The sequence below is a fragment of the Bordetella genomosp. 8 genome (assembly GCF_002119685.1).
Taxonomy (GTDB): Bacteria; Pseudomonadota; Gammaproteobacteria; order Burkholderiales; family Burkholderiaceae_B; genus Bordetella_C.
In genome coordinates this window covers 4,800,678-4,822,722 of sequence record NZ_CP021108.1, presented here as the reverse complement: position 1 = coordinate 4,822,722, position 22,045 = coordinate 4,800,678, and the positions used below count along the sequence as shown (strand labels likewise).

Annotated in this window: 21 protein-coding genes; 7 read left to right on the top strand and 14 right to left on the bottom strand. The window is 67.0% G+C overall.

Features of this window, described 5'->3' with window-relative positions; translation table 11 throughout:
• Positions 1–9 precede the first annotated feature (9 nt).
• The 5 genes from CAL12_RS21835 to CAL12_RS21815 all read right to left on the bottom strand — a co-directional run bounded on the left by CAL12_RS21835 (position 10) and on the right by CAL12_RS21815 (position 3,024).
• Complete coding sequence (locus CAL12_RS21835) at positions 10–360, bottom strand: helix-turn-helix domain-containing protein (RefSeq protein ID WP_086066534.1); 351 nt, start codon at positions 358–360, stop codon at positions 10–12.
• A 26-nt stretch (positions 361–386) separates the two neighbouring features.
• Positions 387–626 (bottom strand): type II toxin-antitoxin system RelE family toxin, encoded by a 240-nt coding sequence (locus CAL12_RS21830; RefSeq protein WP_232464596.1) that lies wholly within the window; start codon positions 624–626, stop codon positions 387–389.
• Positions 627–784: 158 nt separating this feature from the next.
• Positions 785–1,555 carry an amino acid ABC transporter ATP-binding protein gene (locus tag CAL12_RS21825; RefSeq protein ID WP_086066533.1) on the bottom strand — a complete coding sequence of 257 codons (771 nt, stop codon included), beginning with the start codon at positions 1,553–1,555 and terminating at the stop codon, positions 785–787.
• Entirely contained in the window at positions 1,552–2,232 is a 681-nt protein-coding gene (locus CAL12_RS21820; RefSeq protein WP_086066532.1) for an ABC transporter permease subunit, read from the bottom strand. Before CAL12_RS21820 ends, CAL12_RS21825 begins: the two co-directional genes overlap by 4 nt.
• Before the next feature lie 12 nt (positions 2,233–2,244).
• On the bottom strand, positions 2,245–3,024 hold the full coding sequence (locus CAL12_RS21815; protein ID WP_420042736.1) for an amino acid ABC transporter substrate-binding protein: 780 nt from the start codon (positions 3,022–3,024) through the stop codon (positions 2,245–2,247).
• A gap of 258 nt (positions 3,025–3,282) precedes the next feature.
• Between CAL12_RS21815 and CAL12_RS21810 the strand changes: the two genes are divergently transcribed.
• Entirely contained in the window at positions 3,283–3,864 is a 582-nt protein-coding gene (locus CAL12_RS21810) for a YceI family protein (RefSeq protein ID WP_086066530.1), read from the top strand.
• A 13-nt stretch (positions 3,865–3,877) separates the two neighbouring features.
• Here CAL12_RS21810 and CAL12_RS21805 read toward each other — a convergent pair whose 3' ends face one another.
• Positions 3,878–4,612: a FadR/GntR family transcriptional regulator gene (locus CAL12_RS21805; RefSeq protein WP_086066529.1), complete on the bottom strand. Its 735-nt coding sequence runs from the start codon at positions 4,610–4,612 to the stop codon at positions 3,878–3,880.
• Between the two features lie 123 nt (positions 4,613–4,735).
• Here CAL12_RS21805 and CAL12_RS21800 point away from each other — a divergent pair, with 123 nt between their 5' ends.
• From CAL12_RS21800 to CAL12_RS21780, 5 genes are all read left to right on the top strand, one after another.
• Positions 4,736–6,262: a UxaA family hydrolase gene (locus tag CAL12_RS21800; protein ID WP_086068044.1), complete on the top strand. Its 1,527-nt coding sequence runs from the start codon at positions 4,736–4,738 to the stop codon at positions 6,260–6,262.
• 60 nt (positions 6,263–6,322) lie between these two features.
• Positions 6,323–7,549: a multidrug effflux MFS transporter gene (locus CAL12_RS21795; protein ID WP_086066528.1), complete on the top strand. Its 1,227-nt coding sequence runs from the start codon at positions 6,323–6,325 to the stop codon at positions 7,547–7,549.
• Positions 7,550–7,578: 29 nt separating this feature from the next.
• Positions 7,579–8,469 (top strand): LysR family transcriptional regulator, encoded by an 891-nt coding sequence (locus CAL12_RS21790; RefSeq protein ID WP_086066527.1) that lies wholly within the window; start codon positions 7,579–7,581, stop codon positions 8,467–8,469.
• 141 nt (positions 8,470–8,610) lie between these two features.
• Positions 8,611–9,588, top strand: a complete 978-nt coding sequence (locus tag CAL12_RS21785; protein WP_086066526.1) for a tripartite tricarboxylate transporter substrate binding protein — start codon at positions 8,611–8,613, stop codon at positions 9,586–9,588.
• A gap of 2 nt (positions 9,589–9,590) precedes the next feature.
• Positions 9,591–10,958, top strand: coding sequence for an MmgE/PrpD family protein (locus CAL12_RS21780; protein ID WP_086066525.1), 1,368 nt, complete (start codon positions 9,591–9,593; stop codon positions 10,956–10,958).
• A 64-nt stretch (positions 10,959–11,022) separates the two neighbouring features.
• Here the strand turns inward: CAL12_RS21780 and dapA are convergent, their stop codons facing one another.
• Genes dapA through CAL12_RS21755 form a run of 5 tightly spaced genes read right to left on the bottom strand, consistent with a single transcriptional unit; the run spans position 11,023 to position 15,804 of the window.
• Entirely contained in the window at positions 11,023–11,928 is a 906-nt protein-coding gene (dapA, locus tag CAL12_RS21775; protein ID WP_086066524.1) for a 4-hydroxy-tetrahydrodipicolinate synthase, read from the bottom strand.
• A gap of 17 nt (positions 11,929–11,945) precedes the next feature.
• On the bottom strand, positions 11,946–13,064 hold the full coding sequence (locus tag CAL12_RS21770) for a cupin domain-containing protein (protein WP_086066523.1): 1,119 nt from the start codon (positions 13,062–13,064) through the stop codon (positions 11,946–11,948).
• A gap of 32 nt (positions 13,065–13,096) precedes the next feature.
• On the bottom strand, positions 13,097–14,107 hold the full coding sequence (locus CAL12_RS21765; RefSeq protein WP_198298292.1) for an ornithine cyclodeaminase family protein: 1,011 nt from the start codon (positions 14,105–14,107) through the stop codon (positions 13,097–13,099).
• Positions 14,108–14,115: 8 nt separating this feature from the next.
• A complete protein-coding gene (locus CAL12_RS21760; RefSeq protein ID WP_086066521.1) occupies positions 14,116–14,712 on the bottom strand; it encodes a hypothetical protein in 597 nt (198 codons plus the stop codon).
• A 51-nt stretch (positions 14,713–14,763) separates the two neighbouring features.
• Positions 14,764–15,804, bottom strand: coding sequence for a Bug family tripartite tricarboxylate transporter substrate binding protein (locus CAL12_RS21755; protein ID WP_086066520.1), 1,041 nt, complete (start codon positions 15,802–15,804; stop codon positions 14,764–14,766).
• A 134-nt stretch (positions 15,805–15,938) separates the two neighbouring features.
• Between CAL12_RS21755 and CAL12_RS21750 the strand changes: the two genes are divergently transcribed.
• The gene (locus CAL12_RS21750; RefSeq protein ID WP_086066519.1) at positions 15,939–17,246 is read left to right on the top strand and encodes a citrate/2-methylcitrate synthase; all 1,308 of its coding nucleotides are present in this window, start codon (positions 15,939–15,941) and stop codon (positions 17,244–17,246) included.
• A gap of 77 nt (positions 17,247–17,323) precedes the next feature.
• Here CAL12_RS21750 and CAL12_RS21745 read toward each other — a convergent pair whose 3' ends face one another.
• The 3 genes from CAL12_RS21745 to CAL12_RS21735 form a co-directional block, all read right to left on the bottom strand.
• Positions 17,324–19,084: a thiamine pyrophosphate-binding protein gene (locus CAL12_RS21745; protein WP_232464595.1), complete on the bottom strand. Its 1,761-nt coding sequence runs from the start codon at positions 19,082–19,084 to the stop codon at positions 17,324–17,326.
• A 23-nt stretch (positions 19,085–19,107) separates the two neighbouring features.
• On the bottom strand, positions 19,108–20,601 hold the full coding sequence (locus CAL12_RS21740) for an aldehyde dehydrogenase family protein (protein WP_086066517.1): 1,494 nt from the start codon (positions 20,599–20,601) through the stop codon (positions 19,108–19,110).
• A gap of 220 nt (positions 20,602–20,821) precedes the next feature.
• On the bottom strand, positions 20,822–21,871 hold the full coding sequence (locus tag CAL12_RS21735; protein ID WP_086066516.1) for an NADP(H)-dependent aldo-keto reductase: 1,050 nt from the start codon (positions 21,869–21,871) through the stop codon (positions 20,822–20,824).
• Between the last annotated feature and the right edge of the window lie 174 nt (positions 21,872–22,045).

The window sequence follows — 22,045 nt, the reverse complement described above, 5'->3', positions numbered from 1 at the left end:
CCGCGCGGGCTATACGTCGAGTTGGTCCGGATGAAGCCCCATTGCCGTCGCAATACGCTGGCGCGTGGATTTTCGCGGGCGCGCGCCAGAGGCTTCCATGCCCACATATGTCGGCTGGCGGATTCCCAACCGATTTGCCATTTCGGATTGCGTGATGCCGAGATGCTCGCGCCAGGCCCGGATGATGCTGCAGGAACTGCCCACCATCAGTTGCACCACTTCGTTGGGAATCGTGCCATCAGCCGGTATGCGAGGCGATGGATGCAGGTTGCTGCCTACCAAGTGTAGGTATTCTTTGTATGGCAAAACGACGAAGGCGGGCTTGCCGCAAGCTTCCAGTACCGTTGGATGCAGTTCCATGGTCCGCTCCTTAATAAGTATTGTCGTCACGTTTCTTCACTTGCTGGATCTCCACGATGCCGCACGCTTAGTGCTACGTCGAAGAGAACCCGGTAATCGCCGACACGGAGGCGGTATCCGTACTGATGATTCGACAGCGGCAGCACGTTCGGCACATTCGCCGGATCGATCAATGCGTTGACCGCCGTGGCGATACGGCTACGTTCTCTGGGGGCAATCCTGAGCAACTGTTTGACCGCTTTTTTTGTCCAGTTGATTGTGTACATCTGCAGGTGGCGGTATAGGTTTATTATAGCTAAACCTATAATTTAGAGGTGTGTTAAGTCACCGCGCTGAAGAAATCATCGCCACAATAAGCAGGAGGTACTGAATTTACGGACGAAATCCCGCAGCTGCGGGGGCCTCTGGTGGTAGCGCCTGCCGCCTACGCCGCTGCCCAGGCCTGCGGCAGGCCTTCGGTCAGGGTGGCGACGAACTCGCGGGTGCGGGTGTGCGTGGGATGGGTGAAGACGGCTTGCGCCGAGCCGGTTTCGATGACGGCGCCGTTTTCCAGGAATATCACTTGTTGGGCGATGCTGGCGGCCAGGCGCAGGTCGTGGGTGGCCATCAGCATGGTCATGCCTTCGGCGGCCAGTTGGCGCAGTACGTCGACGACTTCCTTGGCCAGCCCGGGGTCGAGCGCGGACGTCGGTTCATCGCACAGCAGGACGCGCGGCGCGGGCGCCAGTGCGCGGGCGATGGCCACGCGCTGCTGCTGGCCGCCCGAAAGGGTGGCCGGCCAGGCTTCCGCCTTTTCCAGCATGCCCACCTTGTCGAGCAGTTCGCGTGCGCGCGAGGCGGCGCGTTCGCGCGGCCAGCGCTGCACGGTCACCAGCCCTTCCATGACGTTTTCCAGCACCGTCTGGTGCGGAAACAGCTGGAAGTTCTGGAACACCATGCCGGTCTGCTTGCGCACGCGCTGCACGGCGGCGAACGGCGTGCGCGCGCCGGGCTGGAAATCGATGCTGGCCTCGCCCAGTTCGAGCCGGCCGGATTCGGGGACTTCGAGCAGGTTCACGCAGCGCAGCAAGGTGCTCTTGCCGCTGCCGGACGGGCCGATCAGGGCCGTGACGCTGCCTTCCGGGACGTCGATGCCGACGTCCCTCAGCACATGCACCTGGCCGAAATGCTTCTGGATATGCGCCAGGCGGATCATTGCGACGTCCCCGCGAAGGCCGCATGCTTGCCGAAGCGCTTTTCCAGGCGTACCTGCGCCGACGACAGCACCGTGCTGAACACCAGATAGATGAGCGCCGCTTCGGTGTACAGGACCAGCGGTTCGTAGGTGACCGCGGCGATGCGCTGGGCGGCCTGGAAGATTTCCGGGACGGTCAGCACGGCGGCCAGCGACGTATCCTTGACCAGTGCGATGAAGGCGTTGGACAGCGGCGGCACCGATACCCGCGCCGCCTGCGGCAGGATGGTCCGGCGTATCGCCTGCCAGCGCGTCATGCTGAGCGAGTAGGCGGCTTCCCACTGCCCCTTGGGGATCGATTCGATGACGCCCCGTATGACCTCGGAGTTATAGGCGCCGACGTTCAGCGTGAAGCCGATCAGCGCCGCGGGTAGCGGATCGAGCACGATGCCGATATTGGGCAGGCCGTAGAAGATCACGAACAGCTGCACCAGGAGCGGCGTGCCGCGGATCAGCCAGACGTAGAAGCGCACCACGGCCACGGCCGGCGCCGGCCCGAACAGGCGTATCAGCGCGACGGCGAAGGCCAGCAGCAGTCCGGCGAAAAAGGAAATCAGCGTCAGCGGAACCGTGAACTGCAGCCCCGCCTTGAGCAGGGGCCAGAACGAATCCGCCATCAATTGCAGCCAGGCCGGCACGGCGTTGCGTCCCTATTGCGCCGAAAGGTCCATGCCGAAATACTTGACCGATATCTTCTTGTAGGTACCGTCCGCCTTGATATCGGCCAGCGCCTTGTTCACGGCGGCCACCAGCTCGGGATTGCCCTTGCGCATCAGCACCCCCGACTCGCTGTATTCGGCCGACTTGTCGCTGGCCACGGCTTTCACCCTGGCGTCCGGCTTGTGCTTCTTGAAGTCAAGGAAGGACAGGTTGTCGTTGATGGTGGCATCCACGCGGCCGGACAGCAACAGTTCGATGGCGTCGTTGAAGCCCTGTACGGGCACGACTTCGGCGCCGTACTTCTGCGCCAGCTTGCCGAAGTTGCTGGTCAAGGTATTGGCCGAGCGCTTGCCCTTCAGGTCGTCGAAGGACTTGATCGCGGTGTTGTTGTCGCGGACGATCAGCACCGCCTGCGACGCGATGTAGGGCGTGGAGAAATCGTACTTGGCCTTGCGCGTGTCGTTGATGCCGACCTGGTTGATGACGGCGTCGTAGCGCCGCACGTCCAGGCCCGCGATCAGGCCATCCCATTTGCCTTCGACGAATTCGGGCTTGACTCCCAGGCGCTGCGCGATGGCGCGGCCGATCTCCACGTCGAAGCCGGTCAGGCCGGAAGCGTCGTGATAGGAAAAGGGCGCATACGTGCCTTCCGTGCCGATCTTGATCGTGCCGGCCGACTTGATGCGGGCCAGGTCGTCTTCGGCATGCGCCAGCGTGGCGCCGGCCAGGCTGAACAGCCCGGCAAGCAGGGCGAAAAGAATACGCTTCATCGCGGTCTCCATTTATCGAGAGGCCCCTGTCGAGAGGCCCATGCGGCCGGTGGCGCCGCCTCGTGCCCGGGCCGGGGGGGACGGCCATTCGTCGTAATGCGATCGGCAACGGACGGATCAAACAGGGACGGGTAAGATATGTCTGATTCGCACTCTAGCAGGCTCGCCATTTTTCCACAAAGGATAAGGCAGAGGATCGACATGCCGTGCGGAAATAAACGGGCGTTTCACAGTCCACTCAACGATCCGAGGTTACCCATGCGCTTCCTGACTCCGTCTCGTGCGGCCATTGCCGCTTGCGTGCTGCCCTTCGCCGCCCCGGCCGAACCCGTGACGTATCAGCTGGACCCCGACCATACCTATCCCAGCTTCGAGGCGGATCATTTCGCCGGGGCCTCGATCTGGCGCGGCAAGTTCGACAAGACCAGCGGCACGGTGGTGCTGGACGCCAAGGCGGGCACCGGCACGGTGGACGTGACCATCGACCTGGCCTCGGTCAACACAGGCAACGCGGCGCTGGACAACGAGTTGCGCGGCAAGAAGTTCTTCGATGTCCAGCAGTTCCCGACGGCGACCTACAAAGGCAGCAAGGTCCATTTCAAGGACGGCAAGCCGGTGGAGGTGGACGGCACCTTCACCCTGCATGGCGTGTCGCATCCGCTCAAGCTGACGCTGCTCTCGTTCAAGTGCTACGAGAATCCCATCGTCAAGAAGCAAGTGTGCGGCACCGAGGCCACGGCGGCCTTCGACCGCGACGCCTATGGCGTGTCGTTCGGCAAGGACTATGGCTTCTTCATGAAGACCACCCTGCATATCCAGGCGGAAGGCATCCGGCAATAGCGGGCGCGAGGCCTCAGCCCCGCAGCTCGAACTGCCGGCCCACGAATTCGATGTGCTGGCGCATCGCCAGCGCGGCGTCGTCCGGCGATTGGCGCAGGATCGCGTCGCAGATGGCGACGTGCTGGCGCAGCCTTTCCTGCGAACGGCGCGTGGCCAGCGCGGCATCGCGGCCCGCATCGTAGGTGTTGCGCGTGATGTGCGCGCGCAACGATGCGATGGCGTTGGCGTAGAAGCGGCCCAGCATCATGTTGTGCGACGCGCTGGCCAGCTGCGCATGGAAGGTGGCGTCGGCGGCGGCTTCGCTGGCCACGTCGCCGTCGCGCACCGCCTTTTGCATGGTGTCCACCGTCGCGGCGAGTTGACGGCGTTCCTGCGTATCGGCGCGCTGCGCGGCAAAGCGCGCGGCCGCGCATTCGAACACCATGCGGAATTCCAGGGTATCCGCCCGCAGCGCCGGCTGCGCGTCGACCAGCCCCAGCCAGGGCGCGGCCGGCCATGGCGTGGCCGGGCTCATGGGCCGGTCGCTGGCAATGAACACGCCGCTGCCTTGGCGCGTTTCCAGCATTCCGCGCGATACCAGCCGCTGGATCGCCGCGCGTACCGTCGTGCGCGACACCTGGAAGCGTTGCGCCAGTTCGCGTTCCGGCGGCAACCGTGGACGCCCGTCCAGGCCATGTTCCAGGACGAGGCGTTCCAAGGACTGCATGGCGTGCTGCAAGGCGCTCGATGTGGACGTGAGGCGCGGCATCGGGGTTCCTGAAAGGGGATTCCTGAGGTGGTCCAACCAATTTGCGCGGGCTATGGCGATTATCCCATGATGGCGTCGCCCGCGGCTGCGCCGCGACCGCATGCCCATATCGAGGAGACCGCCATGGACAGCCTGTCCCCCATCATCCTGCTGCACGAGCGCGATGACGTCGCGATCGCCCGCCGCGCCCTGGCCGCTGGCGTCGAGCTGCCGCAGGCTGGTGGCCTGGTGGTGCGCGCCGACGTGCCCGCCGCCCACAAGGTGGCGCTGCGCGCCGTGGCTGCCGGACAGCCGGTGCACCGCTACGGCCAGATCATCGGCTTCGCGACGCGCGATATCGCGCCGGGCGATCACGTCCATACCCACAACGTGTCGATCGGCGAGTTCGAACGCGACTATGCCTACGGTCAGGACGTGCGACCGGTGGTGCCGGCCGCCGCACCGCTGACCTTCCAGGGCATACGGCGCGCGGACGGCCGCGTGGCCACGCGCAATTACATCGGCATCATCAGCACGGTGAATTGCTCGGCGACGGTCAGCAAGAAAGTGGCGCAGCACTTCGCGGCGCCGGGCCGCCTGGACGCCTATCCCAATGTGGATGGCGTGGTGCCGCTGACGCACAGCTTCGGCTGTTGTATCGATCACAACGGCGAAGGCATACAGCAGCTGCGCCGGACCATAGGCGGTTTCGCCAAGCATGCGAACTTCGCAGGCGTGCTGGTGATCGGGCTGGGCTGCGAAGCCAACCAGATGGGCGCGATGTTCATGACGGGCGGTATCGAGCCCGGCCCGATGATGGTGCCGCTGGTGATGCAGGAACTGGGCGGCACGATGAAAACGGTGGAGGCCGCCATCGCGGCCATCGGACAGATGCTGCCGGCCGCCAACGCAGTCCGGCGCGAGCCCCTGCCGCTGTCGCACCTGACGGTGGCGCTGCAATGCGGCGGTTCGGACGGCTACTCGGGCATCACCGCCAACCCGGCCCTGGGCGCTGCCGTGGATCTGCTGGTGCGGCACGGCGGGACGGCGATTCTTTCCGAAACGCCGGAAATCTACGGTGCCGAGCACCTGCTGACGCGCCGGGCGATCTCGCGCGAGGTCGGTGAGAAGATCGTCGAACGCATCCACTGGTGGGAATCCTATGCCGAGCGCGAAAAAGGCAGCATCGACAACAATCCCACGCCAGGCAACAAGGCTGGCGGCTTGACCACCATCCTGGAGAAATCCCTGGGCGCCGTGGCCAAGAGCGGATCGACGCCGCTGATGGGCGTGTACCGGTACGCGGAGCCGGTGGATACGCACGGCCTGGTCTTCATGGACGCGCCCGGCTACGACCCCATGGGCGCCACCGGGCAGATCGCCAGCGGCGCCAACCTGGTGGTGTTCACCACCGGGCGCGGCTCCTGTTTCGGCGCCAAGCCGGCGCCGTCGATCAAGGTGGCCACCAATACGCAGATGTACCGGCGCATGATGGACGACATGGATATCAACTGCGGCGACATCATGGAAGGGCATGCCACCGTGCAGCGCAAGGGCGAGGAAATCTTCCGCGCCATCGTCGACGTGGCATCGGGCACGCCCAGCAAGAGCGAGGCGCTGGGCGTGGGCGACGAGGAGTTCGTGCCCTGGATGATAGGGGCGCAGATGTAAGGTCGCGCCCGGCTGTGAAATAATGCCAGCGCCCCATCAGCCGGGGCGCCTTCACATCCGATGACCCCGCGACTGCGCATTTCCCCCCATTCCTTCACATTCATCCTGTTCTGCGGCGTGTTGACGGCTTTTGCGTCGCTGTCCATCGACGTCGGCCTGCCGGCCTTCGGCGCCGTGGCGCGCGACCTGGGCACGGACCCCGCCCGGGTGGCGATGAGCCTGAGCATCTTTTTCGTCGGCTTCGCCGCCGCGCCCCTGGTGTACGGACCTTTGTCCGACCGGCTCGGCCGGCGGCCGCTACTGTTGTTCGGGCTGGCCCTGTACGCGCTGGGCGGGGCAGGCTGCACGTTCTCCGAAACCATTTCCACCTTCCTGTCCTGGCGGCTGGTGCAGGGCGCCGGCGCCGGCGCCGCGGGGGTGCTGGCCATCAGCCTGGTGCGCGATCATTTCGAAGGCACGCGCGTGCGCGAATTGCTGTCTCACATCGCCATCATCCGCGTCATCGCCCCGATGGTGGCGCCGTCCGTGGGCGCCGCGCTGCTGAACATCGGCAACTGGCGCTGGATCTACGCCATGATGACCATCGCCGGCTTCGCGATGCTGGCGGTGGTCTGGCTGGGCCTGGACGAATCCGCGCCGCGCCTCCGCCATCCCAAGGCGCAGCGCCCGCCCGCCGCGCCGGTGGCCGGCGCCTACCTGGCGCTGCTGCGCAAGCCCGCGTCGCTGGGCTACATGATGATCTGCGCGCTCAAGTTCGGCAGCCATTTCGCCTACGTAACGGGCGCTTCGCTGGTGCTGATGGAAGCGCTGGGCGTGTCGCCGCAATTGTTCGGCCTGCTGTTCGCCATGACCGCGGCCGGGATCATGCTGGCGTCGTTCCTCAGCGGCAGGCTGGCCGGCCACGTCGCCGGCGATACCCTGATCCGCATCGGCCTGTCGGTCGCCCTCTGTTCCGCCTTGATCATGCTGGGGCTGACGTTGACGGGCCTGCTGACGCCCTGGAACCTGATGCCCTTCCTTATCGTGAACACCTTCTGCTACGGCCTGATCACGCCCAGCACGCAACAGGGCGCCTTGCAGCCGCTGGGGTCGATCGCGGGCGCGGCGTCGGCGATGATGAACGCGCTGATGATGGGCGTCGGCGCCTTCGCCAGCGCCATGGTCAGCCGCTTCTTTCCTTCGATGGGCGTGGTCGCGGTGACCGGAAGCATGGCGGTGTTCTGCGCGCTGTCGTTGGCGGTATTCCTGTTGATGCGGCGCCGGGGCGCGACCATATTGCACCTTTGACGGCCGCTTCCATCCTTGGGGAGGTCTCGATGCGCATCAAGCTGCGGCAGGTGGAAGGATTCCTGGCGGCGGCCGATTCCCTGTCCTTTTCGCGTGCGGCGGAACGGATAGGCATGACGCAGCCGGCGTTTTCGCAATTGATCCGCGACCTGGAAGCGGCGCTGGACGTCAAGCTGTTCGACCGCAGCACGCGGCGCGTGCGCATCACGGACGTGGGCCTGCAGCTGCGCGACCAGATGCGCCGGGGCTTGCTGGAGATCGACAACGCCTGCAACAACGCCCGCGCGATCACCCGGCTCAAGCAGGGCCAGCTGTCCCTGGCCGTGCTGCCGTCGCTGGCGCTGGGCCTGGTCAACGACACCCTGGCGGCCTTCCACGACAGCTACCCTGAAGTGCAGGTGCGATTGCGCGAGGCGCGTACTCCGCATATCGCCGAACTGCTCCTGAACTACGAGGTCGACCTGGCGGTGTGCTCGCGCCTGGAGCCGCATGAGTCGCTGGTCATGGAAAGGCTCTTCGACGACGAACTGGTGGCCGTGCTGCCGCGCGGCCACGCCTTGTCGCCGCGCCGCGCCCTGCAATGGCGGCACCTGGCCGGCGATCCCTTGATCGGACTGCAGGCGCAGGCGGACCTGATCCGCGCGGGCTTCGTCGAAAACGGCATCGACAAGCGGCCGGAGCACGAAGTCCTGAATACCGTCACCGCCCTGAGCATGGTGCGCGCCGGGTTCGGCGCGACCATCGTCCCGGCGATCGCGCTGCCCGAGCTCAATCTGCGCGGGCTGGTCCACCGGCCTTTGCGCGGTCCGCGGCCCATGCGCGAAATATGCCTGTGCCGGCACGTGGATCACGCCTTGTCGCCGGCCGCCGGGCGTTTCCGCCAGATGCTCCAGGAAATCCCGCTGGCCGCGGTGGCCTAGGCGCCGTGGGCGGTGGTCAGGGCCGCCCGATTCATAAGCTGTACCTATGAATTCAAACGAACTTGCCCATTGTCCGCACCGGGGTGCGCTGCTGTAATCCTTGCCCGACGCCCTCCGAGCGGGGCGAGCGAGGAGACCATCATGACCCCCCGTATCACGGCGCTGCTGCGCGCCGCCCTGTGCACGGCCGTGCTGGCCGCCGGCGCCGGCGCGCAGGCCGCCGACTATCCCACCCAGCCCATCCATGTCATCGTGCCGTTCCCGCCGGGGGCCGGCGTGGACATCGTCACCCGCCTGGTGGCGTCGAAACTGTCGACCTCCCTGGGCCAGCAGTTGATCGTCGAAAACCGTTCCGGCGCGGGCGGCAACGTCGGCGCCGCGGCGGTGGCGCGCGCCGCGCCGGACGGTTACACCCTGCTGGCCGCGCCGTCCTCGATCGCGGTCAGCCAGTCGCTGTATCCGAACCTGCCTTTCCAGGTGGAGAAGGACTTCCGTGCCGTGGGGATGATGGCGTCCGTGCCTTTCCTGCTGGTGGTCAATACCAAGGTTCCGGCAAGGACGGTGGCGGAGCTCACGGCGCTGGCCCGCGGCAAGCCCAACAATCTGACGTTCGCGTCCACCGGCAACGGCAGTTCGCCGCACCTGACGGCGGAGATGTATGCCCACGACGCCGGGCTGCAACTGCGCCACGTGCCGTACCGCGGCACCGCGCCGGCGATGACCGACCTGATGTCCGGCGAAGTCGACATGATGTTCGCCAACGCGTTGTCGGTGATTCCACAGGTCAAGAGCGGGCGGTTGCGCGCGCTGGCCATCACCAGCGCGCGTCCGGATCCCGACCTGCCCGATGTGCCGACGATGCAGGCCAGCGGCGTGAAGGACTTCGACACCGGCACCTGGTTTTCGCTGCTGGCGCCGGCCCACACGCCGGATGACGTCATCGCCAGGCTGAACGGCGCGCTGAACGCCGTCCTGGGTTCGGCCGACGTGCAGCAGGCGCTGCGCCAGCAGGGCGCGTCCGTGCAGTCGGGTACGCCGGCGCAGGCCGACAGCTACATCCATGGCGAAATCGACAAGTTCGCCAAGATCATCCAGGCCGCGAACATACACATCGATTGATCATGACCACATCCACGCTCACCCCCGACCAGCAGGAAGTCACCCGCATCCTGGCGCGCTTCCTGGTGGGCTCGCGCTACGAAGACCTGCCCGCGGAAGTCGTCCACGAAGCATCGCGCGGCCTGCTCAACTGGTACGGCTGCGCGCTCGGCGCGTCCCGCCATGCGACCGTGCAGGCGGCCCTGGACGCCTATCAGCCTTTCTTCGGCGCGGCGCAGGCGCAAATCGTCGGGCGGCCCGACCGCGCGGATATCCTGCACGCGGCCCTGCTCAATGGCATCAGCTCGCACGTGCTCGACTTCGACGATACCCACTATCGCGCGGTGCACCCCAGCGCGCCGGTACTGCCCGCGGTGCTGGCGCTGTGCGAATGGCGCAGGTTCAGCGGGCGCGACCTGGTGCATGCCTATGTGCTGGGCGTCGAAGCCGAGATCCGCATCGGGCTGTCCGTGTTCCCCGAGCACTACGACCGGGGCTGGCATATCACCGGCACCGCCGGCGTGTTCGGCGCCGCCGCCGCGGCAGGCAAGCTGCTGGGCCTGGACGAGGAGCGGATGGCCTGGGCGCTGGGCATCGCGGCGACCCAGTCGGCTGGCCTGCGCGAAATGTTCGGCAGCATGTGCAAGAGCCTGCATCCCGGCAAGGCGGCGCAGAACGGCCTGGGCGCGGCCCTGATGGCGCAGCACGGCTATACGAGTTCGACGCGTGCGCTGGAGGCGAAGCGTGGCTTTGGCCGCGTGATGTCCGATCGCTTCGACCCGGAGGTCATCACCGGCAACCTGGGCGGCCAGTACGAACTGATGCGCAATATGTACAAGCCTTTTGCCTGTGGCCTGGTGCAGCACGCGGTGATCGACGGTTGCCTGCAACTGCGCAAGGAATACGGGTTGCGGCCCGACCAGATCGAAGCCGTGCACGCGACCGTGGGGCCGCTGGTCATGGAGCTTACCGCCAAGACGGAACCCAGGACCGGACTGGAAGGCAAGTTCAGCGTTTATCACGCGCTTGCCGCCGCGCTGGTCTATGGCGCCGCCGGCGAAGCCCAGTTCAGCACGCAGTCGGTGCTGGATCCGGCCGTGGTGGCGTTGCGCCAGCGCGTGACCACCACGCTGGATCCGCATATGCGCAAGCTGGAAGGGCGCGTGCGCATCGTGCTGAAGGACGGCCGCGAGCTGGACCGCCATGTGCCCGAGGCGCTCGGCACCCTGGCACGCCCGATGTCCGACGCCGACCTGGAAGAGAAATTCCATGGCCTGGCGTCCGAGGTCATGCAGCGGGACCAGGCGCAGCGCCTGGCGGACGCGTGCTGGAAGGTGGCGGCGATGCCGGACGCCGGCGAGGTGGCGCGGCTCGGTGCCACCGCCCGGTGAGCCACGGGCGGTGGCCGTCGCCTCGGCGCGGCGCCACGGCCGGTAATCCGCGGGGCGCCGGCTGCTAGCGCGCCGTCAGCGCCAGCCTGTCGGCCAGTTCGTCGATACGCCGCTCCAGCTCCGGCGTGGCCGGCATCATCGGCAGCCGGTGCTCGTTGCGCTCCAGCAGGCCGAGCCGCTTCATCAGGTACTTCAGCGGAATCGGGTTGGTATCCCAGAAGACCATCTTCATCAGTTCGAACAGCCGGTAGTGCAGGGCGCGCGCTTCTTCCAGACTGCCCGCCCGCACCAGGTTGCACAGCTCGGCCACCTCGCGCGGCGCGACGTTGGCCACCGCGTTCATGGTGCCGCCGGCACCCAGGCACATCATGGGAAAGGTGAATTCCTCCAGGCCCACGAAGACGCGGAACTCCGGTCCGAAGCGGTGCAGCATCTCCGTCACGAAGGAATGGTCGTCGACCGCGTGCTTGATGCCGACGAAGTGCGGCAGGGCGTCGGCGATCTCTTCCAGGGTGCGCAGGTCGGTCTTGAAGGCGGTGCGGCCGGGGATGTGATACATCATCAGCGGAATGTCGACGCGCCGGCCGATATCGATGAAGTACGCGGCCACGCCCCGCTGCGGCGGGCGGATGTAGTACGGCGTCACCAGCAGCAGCGCATCGGCGCCGGCCCTGGCCGCATGTTCGCTGAGCACCGCGCTTTCGGCATGCGATTGCGAACCGGTGGCCGCCACGACCTGCAGACGGCCGCGCGCGGCCTCCACCGCGACGGTGACCGCCTGGTTGCGTTCCTCCACCGTCAGGGTGGAAGGTTCCGACGTCGTCCCGTTGATCAGCACCCCGTGCGTACCGTTCCTGGCCTGGAAATCGATCAGCCCGGCCAGGCGGTCGTAGTCCACCTTGCCGTCCTTGAACGGCGTCACGATGGGGGGAATGGAGCCGCGCAGGGCGTCCTTCTGCAGATTGATCATTCCGTGCTCCAGCGTGTTCAGGCGGCCTTGCGGTTGGTCATGAATCCCTCCTGCTTGCCCAGCACCACGGCGGGGTGATGCAGGTCTTCCTGCCACAGCAGCGATTCCATGTAGATGTTCAGCGGCTGGTCCTGCACGGTCAGCTCGTACACGTAGTCGTCGTAGGACGCATGGTTGTGCACGGCCCAGCCCGGCGCGGAGAGCATCAGGTCGCCGGCCTTCCATTCGTAGCGGTTGCCCGCCACGCTGCTGTAGCCGCTGCCGGAAAAGTAGTAGTTGATCGCGGCGGACACATGGCGGTGCGGGCGGTCGATGATTTTCGGCGGCCGTATCGTCATGGTGGCGAAGAAGTTCGGCGTGATGCCGTTGAAGCGGCCGGTGGCGGGGTTGTAGTACATGTACAGCCGGCGGCCGATGTATTCCTTGCCCAGCGCTTCCAGCTTGTCGAGCTGGGGCTTGACCTTGTCCCAGGCGAAATGCAGCGGACGCGACTCCACCGCCGTGGGATTGATCAGCGTTTCATAGGGCATCAGCAGCCCGCCGTCGTCGGTGATGGGGAACATGCCGTAGGGATTGCGGCGGCGCGGATCGTCGGCCGCGTGGGCGGGCGCGGCGGCGGGCGCGGCACCCCCCGGCGCCGTGACGTCGGTCACGTAGATGTCCATGAACTGCAGCAGCGGCACGTTGGAGTAGGTCAGGCGCACCTGCAGGTCCTGGCCGTCATTGTGGTGGCTGTAGTGGGAATAGCTCGGGTGGTTCCACACGTCGTACTGCTTGAACGCGATGCGCTGGCCGGCCACCTCGGTCACGCCCTGGCCACGGATGCAGAAGTTGACCTCGGTGGCGTTGTGCCGGAAAGGCTCGGTGCGTTCGCCCGGTTTCAGCACGGACAGGCGCACCTGGATGCCAGGCGCCATGCCCGGCGCGAACTCGCGTGCCGAAGGATGCACGATCAGCGATTCGCGGCGGCCCGATGAGGGCAGGGGCGACGATGCCAGCCGTTCGACCTCCGCGTCGATTTCTTCCTTGGTCACCACGATGGGCGCCCATTGCGTGTTGCGGGATTCGGGCGGCTGGCCGCCACAGTCGAGGAAGCTGCCATTGACGCGCGCAAAATCGCGGTGGTATTCGCTCATGAAGGTCTCCGTGTATCGGTATGGATTCGGTATCAGCCGGCCTGGACGGCTGGCGCCGTCGCGAAAAACCGAGGTTTGCTCTTGACCGGCGCCGGCATGGCGCGCCCGACGCCGTGCTGGCGCGCACGCCGCAGGATTTCGGTGCCCAGCGCGACGTCGGAAATCCCCATGCCCATGGCCTTGAACAGGGTCAGGTCGGCCTGCGCCGGCCGCCGGTCCTGGTGCTGGATGCGCTCGGCCAGGGTTTGCACGCCGCTCCAGTCGTCGCCATGGCGCGTGCGGAATTCCCGCGAAAGCGCGCGGACGCTGGACAGGTCGTCGACCACGACGGCGGCGGCGCGGTCGAACACGCCCTGCTCGAATTCCTCGCGGTCCGGCGCGATCGCCCCGATGGCATTGATGTGGGTGCCGCCCGCTACCATGGCGGACGACAGGAAGGGTTCGCGTGCGCGTGTCGCCAGCGTCACGATATCGGCGCCATCGCAGGCGGTGGCCATGCTGGTGCAGGCGCGTGCTTGTACCTGGCGGTCGCCGAACTCGTCGGCGATACGGGCGGCGAAGTCCTCGCGCCTGGCGGCGGTGGGGCTGTAGACCCGCACCTCGCGGATGTCGCGCACCGCCAGGACCGCGGCAACCTGGGACAGCGCCTGCTTGCCCGTGCCCGCCATGGCCAGCGTCCGCGCGTCCGCGCGCGCCAGCCAATCGGTGGCCAGGCCGGTCGTGCCACCGGTGCGCAGGTTGCCCAGCGCGAAGGCTTCGATCACCGCCGCCAGCTGGCCGTCGCCGGCATTCCACAGCAGCAGCAGCGGGCTGGTGCCGCCTTCGGTATGTGCCCAGGTCTTGGTGCCGACGTAGTCGCCCAGGCGCGCGCCCAGCGCGTGCAGGTTGTTGCGGCCGAATTGCAGCATGGTCTTGGGCATGCTTTCCGCCTGGCCCTGTGCCTGCAGCCGCAGGCCCTGTTCCAGCGCGGGTATGGCTTCCGACAGCGTCAGCAGGGACGTGACCTGCGATTCGGTGATCCAGACGGGGTCTGCGTTCATCATGGTTCCTGTCATGGCTTGTTGGTGTGCGCGGCGGCCGCGTCTTGCGGCAGGCCGAAGCCGTCTTCCCAGATCGAAGGCACGGGCGGCGATAGCTGGAAGGTGTTGACGATCAGCGCGTGCGTGACGTAGCGCCCCACCAGCATGGCCACCGCCACGGCCTGATCGGCCGGGAGCAGCGCCGCCACGCGTTCGAATTCATGCTGCGCCCGCAGGCCGCGCGTGGCCACCGCGGCGATCACATAGGCCTGCACCGCGCGTTCCGCGTCCGTCATCAGCGTGGCGCGATCGGGCTCCATCCGTTCGACCTCGCCGATCCAGTCGCGGCCGCAGCCCAGGCGCACGCACAGCCGTTCGTGCTGATTGCGTTCGTAGGCGTTTTCCATCAGCGTGGCCGTGGTCAGCACCGCGGTTTCCGCCAGGCGATCGGGCAGGGCATCCTTCAGCGCCTCGGTAAACTGCATGAAGGTAAGCAGTACGCCAGGCGCATGGCCGCTGACCTGGAAGAGTTCGCCCAGGTAGTTCAGCCGCCGCACGCGCGGAGCCAGGTATTCGGCCAGGTCCGGCCGCATGTCCTCGAGCCGGAGGCGGGGGATGGCGTGGCTCATGCGACGGCCCCGGATCCGTGCGGATGGGAAGGCGCGGCGCGGTGGCCGCCGTCAATCGATGGTGATGTGGTATTCATCGGCAAGCTTCTTCCATTTCACCAGTTCGGTGGCGATCTGCTGTTGCAGTTGCGGTCCATCCATGTCCAGGGGCACGAACAGGCGCTGCGTGAGCGCGTCGCGGGTTTCCTTTTCACGCGCCAGCGCGAGGAATTCCTTGCGCAGCTTGTCGACCAGGGGCTGCGGGGTCTTCGCGGTGACGAAGAATCCCAGCCACACGGCGAAGTCGTAGTCCTGGAAGCCGGGCATTTCGGCCAGCGCCGGCACGTCGGGATGGAAGGGGACGCGGTGCTTGGTGGCGACCGCCAGCAGCTTGATCTTGCCGCTCTTGAGCTGCGGATCGATGTTCGAGATGGCGTTGAACATGACCGGCACCTGGCCGCCCAGGCCATCGGTCAGGGCCGGCGCGCAGCCCTTGTAGGGAACGTGGACCATATCGATGCCGGCGCGGTGGGCGAACTCGACGCCCGCGAAATGCTGCGCGGTGCCGGTGCCGCAGGACGAGAAGCTCAGCGTGCCGGGATGCGCCTTGCCATAGGCAATCAGTTCCTGCACGGAATTCACCGGCAGTTTGCTGCTGACGGCCAGCGCCACCGGCGTTTCCGCAATGGCGATGATGGGGGTCAGGTCCTTCCGCAGGTCGAAGTTCTGTTTGACGCCCAGGGCCGCGTTGACGGTCATGGTGTTGTTGCCGATCAGGATGACTTCGCCGTCGCCTGCGGAGCGGACCACGTATTCGCTGGCGATGTTGCCCGATGCGCCCGCGCGGTTCTCCACGATGAAGGTCTGCTTGAAGATCTCGCCCAGCTTGGGCGACAGCATGCGGCCGATCACGTCCGTGCTGCCGCCTGGCGGGAAGGCGGACACCAGGGTGACGGGATGTTCGGGATAGGCGGCCTGGCAGGCGCCGGCCAGCATGACGGCCGGCAGCAATGCCAGCGCGGCGCGCCGGGGACCTGTCGCCCAGCGTGCCATCGACGCGCGGATCGCGCGGATGGCGGGCGGTTTGGGCAAGGGGGCGGGGCGGTCGTACATGCTTGTCTCCGGGGTTCTTGGTTTTATGGATGGGCGATGTCATCGTAGGATTCAAATCAATGTATGTATAGATTGATTTACAATCAATCAACCTGTAGCCTCGCTGTGTGAGTCACGGTGCATGGGAACCCCGGATGGAAAATTCACGCAGGAAAATCGCCATGCCGGCGGAGCGCGATGACGCGCCCAGCCAGGCGGCCGGCACGCTGGTGGACGCCCGTGCGGCGATCGAACGCCTGGGTATCAAGATGCAGACGCTGTATGCCTATGTCAGCCGCGGCTGGATACGCGTGGTGCCGGCGGTGGGCGGCAAAGGCAACCTGTATTACGTGGAAGACCTGGAAGCGCTGGGCGCGCGCGGCCGCACGCGGTCGACGACCGGGGCGGGCGGGGAGCGGATGATCCGCTGGGGCGGCAACGCGGTGATGCAGACCTCGATCACCGCCATCGGTCCCGACGGTCCGCGTTATCGCGGCAAATCGGCGGCGGATCTGGTGCGCGCGCACCGCAGCTTCGAAGACTGCACGGAATTGCTGTGGAACGGGATACTGCCGGACGCGCCGGTCGTGTGGCAGCCCGCGCGTCCGGGGGCGGGCTTCCAGGCACTTGCCGACGGCATCACCCAGGTGGCGGCGCGCAATCAGTCGCGCCGCCTGCTGTCGGTGGCGGTGGAGGCCTACGCCGCCAGCCTGGGCCGCAATCCGGAGCTCACGTTGGGCGCGCCCACGCTCGCGGCGCGGCAGCTGACCCAGGCGATGGCGGCCGCGACCGGCTTGCTGGCGGCCAAGCCGGCTTTCGGCCTGCACGATGCACCGCGGTCGATCGCGGGTGTGCTGGCCGACAATCTGGGCATCAAGGCCACACCGGCGCAGCTGCGCATACTGGACGCCGCCTTGATCCTGAGCGCGGACAACGAGCTTGCCCCGGCCACTTTCGCCGCGCGTATCGCGGCATCGGCGGGCGCGGATCTGTTTTCCTGCGTGACGACGGCGCTCGGCGCCTTCGAGGGCATGCTGACCGGGCTGGGCTGCGAGCAGGCCGAGGTCGCGCTGGCCCAGGCGAAGACCGCCGACGCCTACCTCGATCATCTGAAGGGACTGCTGTCGCGCAAGAGCCCGGTGCCCGGCTACGGGCATCCGCTCTATCCCGAAGGCGACCCGCGCGCGACGCTGCTGCTGGAACTTGCGCGCGAGATCGGGCCCGCCGGGGCGCGCGGAAAGACGGCGCTGAAGTGCGTGGACCGCGCGCATGAAGAGCTGGGCCTGAAGCCGAACCTGCCGATGGCCCTGGCCGTGCTGTGCGCGGTATTGGCCACGCCGGCCGGCGCGCCGGGCGCGCTGATGTCGGTGGGACGCGCCGCCGGTTGGGTGGCGCATGCGCTGGAGCAGCGGCTGGCCGGTTTCCTGGTGCGGCCACGCGCGCGGTATATCGGGCCTTCCTGACGATCCGACCGGTGCGACGCCGGACCGGCGGGGCCGAGCCGCGCTGGCCTGGCTCGGTCCGACCCGTCGCGCGCGTCCTAATCGCCGCGCTTCAAGGCATTGGCCATGGCCGGCGCGTATTCCCGTCCGACGCGTACGTCGATGACCGCGACTTTCCCGGCGCGGACCTCGGCGATGGCTGCGTCGAGCACGCGCTCCAGCCCGGCAAGCGTATCGATACCTCCCCAGGCCTGCGCGCCCTGCGCGCGGGCCATCGCCGCGATATCGACTTCCGGTGTCTCCAGGCGCTGTCCTATCCATTTGTTTTCAACCGGCCGGTCGCGCACCATCGCGACTTTCTCCTGGTGCACTTCATCGTTGAAGAAAGACCGGTTGTTGGCGATGATCGCCAGCAGCGGGATGCCGTAGCGGACGGCCGTCCAGAAGGCCGTGACGCCCATCAGGAAATCGCCATCGCCCAGCACCGCCACGGGCAGGCGGTCCGTGCCTTTCAAGGCGAGCGCCGAACCCACCGACATGCCGGGACCCGAGCCCACGCCGGCGCCGCCGTCGTATCCCAGATAGTCCAGCGGATGTTCGAAGGGGTGCGCGTCGCCGGGCCATCCCAGGTTGGCGCGCACCAGGCAGGCCGGCGCATTGCGCCGCAGGTATGCGCTGATGGCGCGGGCGAAGACCGTCAGCGGTATGCCGTCCGGTCCATCCGCGTCGTCGCGCGGGGCCGGCGCGGTCGTCGGGATGTCACGCGGCGTCCAGCGCGGCGCGCCCAACGCCGGCAGCGCGGCCAGCGCCTGGGCGGTGTAGGCATCCGGGTCGCACATCAGATAGGTGTCGATGCCCGTCAGTCCCTGATGCTCGCCACCGAATCCGTTGTGCAGCGTCTGGTCCAGCGACGCCTGGATCACATGCGCCGGCGCGGTGTCGGTGCCGAAGGCCGTCCGCAGCGTGCCCGCCAGGTCCACCCAGTCCAGGCTCAGTATCACGTCCGCCTCGCGCAGCACCGCCAGGCCGTCCGGTCCCATGAAATATCCCGGCGTGGCGCCGTGCAGGGGATGGCGCGTGGGAAAGGCGGCGCCGACCTTGAAGTCGGTCAATACCGTCGCGCCGCAATGCTCCGCCAGCGCGACGCGGCGCCGCCAATCCTGTTCGTCGCGCGACACGCGGCCCGCCAGGATGACCGGCCGTCGTGCCTGGTACAGGATGCGCGCGGTCTCGCGCGCGAGCTGGTCAGATATGCCTGGCGGACGTGGCGGCTGGTAGCGTTCCAGGACGGGAAGCGTCGGTGCGTCGGGGCAGGGCGCTTCCTGCAGTGCACTGTCGAAGCAGACATAGGCCGGACCCTGCGGCAGGGTGGTGGCGATCTGCCGCGCGCGCAGTACGGCATCGCGCGCGGCTTCCAGCGACGCCGGTTCGGCGTCCCATTTGACGAAGCTGCGCACCAGCGCGCCCTGATCCTTGGACGTGTGCAGCCAATCGATCCAGGGCCGGCGGCGCGCCGTGTCCACGGGACCGGTCGCGCCGAACACCAGGACCGGCACGCGATCGCAATAGGCATCGAAGATCGCCATGGAACCGTGCATCAGCCCGACGTTGGCGTGCAGGATCGCGCCCATGGGGCGGCCCGTCACCTTGGCATAGCCATGGGCGATGGCCACCGCATGTTCCTCGTGCAGCACGGTCAACATGCGCGGCGCTTCGTCGCCCAGGTAGTTGACCAGGCTATCGTGCAGGCCGCGAAAACTGGCGCCGGGATTCAGCGCGACGTATTCCAGGCCGATATGGCGCATGAGGCTGGCCAGGTAGTCGCTGCCCCAGCGCGGGGCGGGTGGATTGTTTTGCATGGGCATCCAGGAAGGCGCGGACCTCAGTCCAGCGTGACGTTGATGTTCTTGACCTGCGTGAACTCCAGCAGCTCTTCCTTGCATTCCTCCCGCCCGATGCCGGACTGCTTGTAGCCGCCGAAAGGAGCGCCGATGAAGTGGTTGGATGAGCCGTTGATCCAGACGTACCCGGCCTGCACGCGTGCGGCGGCGCGATGAGCGGTGGCCAGGTCGCGCGTCCAGATGGAGGCTGTCAGGCCGTATTCGACGCCGTTGACGGCGGCGAACAGGGCGTCCTCGTCCGACCACTTGATGACGGCGAGTACCGGTCCGAAGATTTCCTCGCGCGCCACGCGCATCGCCGGCGTGACCCCGGCCAGGATGGTGGGTTCGACGAAATAGCCGTTGCGCAAGGCCGTGTCTTCGCAACGGCGGCCGCCGTGGGCGATGCGGGCGCCTTCGGCGGTGGCGGACGTGATGTACGACAGGCTCTTTTCCATCTGGTCGCGCGAGACCAGCGCCCCCATGGTCGTTCGCGTATCGGTAGGCAGGCCGGGCCGATGCATGTCCGCCGTCAGCGCGACGATGCGGGACAGCACGCTGTCGTGGACGGACTCGTGCAGGAACAGGCGGCTGGTGGAGCCGCAGGATTGCCCGCACCAGGTGAAGTTCATGCCGCGCACAGCACCCAGGGCCGTTTTTTCGGGATCGGCGTCCGGGTACACCAGCATGGCGTTCTTGCCGCCCAGCTCCAGCAATACCTTCTTCAGCCCGTCGGCGGCGGTGCGCATGACGGCCTTGCCGGCGTTGACGCTGCCGATCAGCGCCACCGCCGCGACGCCATCGTGCGCGGATAGCGCGGCGCCGGTGGCGCGGTCGCCCGTCAGGCAGTTCAGCACGCCGGGCGGGAAGATATCGCCAATCAGCTCGAACAGCCGCAGGCTGGACAACGGAGCCTGCTCCGGCGGCTTGACGATGACGGTATTGCCCGCGGCCAGCGGCGCGGCGATCTTGCCGGCGGCGAACATGAAGGGGTGGTTGAACGGAATGATGCGCGCCACCACGCCCAGCGGTTCGCGCACGGTGTAGTCCAGCGAGCCGTTCTGGGTGGGGATGGTTTCGCCTTTCAGCTCCAGCACCAGGCCGGCGAAGTACTCCAGCTGGGTCGCGGCGATCACGGCATCGTCGCGCATCTGCCGCACGGGATTGCCGCAATCGGCGGCGTCGATCAGCGCCAGGTCCCAGGCGTGTTCGCGCACGATGGCGGCGGCGCGCCGCAGCAGGGCCGCGCGTTCCAGCGGCGGCGTCGCGCGCCAGGCGCCGGCGGCCGCGTCGGCCGCGCGCACCGCGGCGTCGACGTCGGCCGCGTCCGCGACGGCATAGGGGCCCAGGTCTTCCTGCGTGGCGGGATTGAGGCTGCGCGCCTGCGCGCCGGATAGCGGCTCATGCCAGCGCCCGCCGTAGTACAGCGCGCGCCGCGTGGGCAGCGCGGCCGCGACTCGGCTGGAAAGGTCGGGGTTCTCGTCGCTGGCGCTCATCGTATCCCTCGCAGGCTGTTGATATCGGCAGGCGTCGCACGCCACCGCCTGGAACAGCCTATCGCCGTGGATACACATGGGTCAATCTTGATTTCAAATCAATATGACCGTCCATTTGCCAGGCCTCGGCCACGTCGCGCCGCACAAAAAAAAGGCCTTCGAAGCCAGGCTTCGAAGGCCACCGCGGTGCGGGGCTGGGCGCCGTATCGGGCGCGACGGCTCAGGGCGCGGGATTGGGCAGGCGGCGATGGATGGCCTCGATTTCCGCGAGGACGCCCGTATCGAGCGTGACGTTCACGCTTTCGATGTTTTCCTTCAACTGCGCCAGGTTCGTGGCGCCGATCAGGTTGCTGGTGACGAAGGGCTGCTGGTTGATGAAAGCGAGCGCCAGCTGGGTCGGCGTCAGGCCATGCTGCCTGGCCAGCGCCACGTAGGCGCTGCTGGCCGCTTCGGCTTCCGGGCTGTTGTAGCGCGTGAAGCGCGAAAACACCGCCAGGCGCGAGCCCGCCGGCCGCGCGCCGTTTTCGTACTTGCCCGTCAGCATGCCCATGGCCAACGGCGAATAGGCCAGCAGGCCGACGTCGTCATGATGGGCGAATTCCGACAGTCCCTGCTCGAACAGCCGATTGAGGAGGTTGTAGGCATTCTGGATGGAAGCGATGCGGGGCAGGCCATCGACTTCCGCATGGCGGATGAACTGGGCCACGCCCCATGGCGTTTCGTTCGACACGCCGATATGGCGCACCTTGCCCTGCTTGATGAAATCCTGCAGCACCGACAGCGTTTCCGCGATGGGAATGGTGTGGTCGTCCTTGACCCACGGATAGCCGTTCTGGCCGAAGGTCATGGTGGTGCGGTCGGGCCAGTGCAGTTGGTACAGGTCCAGGTAATCGGTCTGCAGGCGCTTGAGGCTGGCGTCCAGCGCCGCGGTCAGGTTCTTGCGATCGTGGAAGGTCTTGCCTTCGCGGATGTGGCCGGGCCGTTTGGGGTCGCGTACGGGACCGGCGATCTTGCTGGCCAGCACGATGTCCTGGCGCCGCTTGCTCTTGGCGATCCAGGTGCCGATATAGGTTTCGGTGCGGCCCTGGGTCTCCGCCTTGGGCGGGACGGGATACATTTCGGCGGTATCGACCAGATTGATGCCATGCTCCAGCGCATAGTCCAGCTGCTGGTGTGCATCGGCTTCGGAATTCTGCTCGCCGAAGGTCATGGTGCCCAGGCCGATCAGGCTGACGTCGATATCGGTACGGCCGAGTTTGCGGTATTTCAAGGCAGTCGCTCCGGAATGAAGGAGGGGCGGGGCCCCAAGCTCGGCGATGTTACACGCCGTGCGGGCGGCGTCGTGTCATATCGGCGGCGGCATAGGGATTTAAGGATGCTGACAGCGCGGCCCGGCGCGCTTGCTCCGGGCTGCCGCTTTCAGCATGTGGAAGTACGCTTTCCG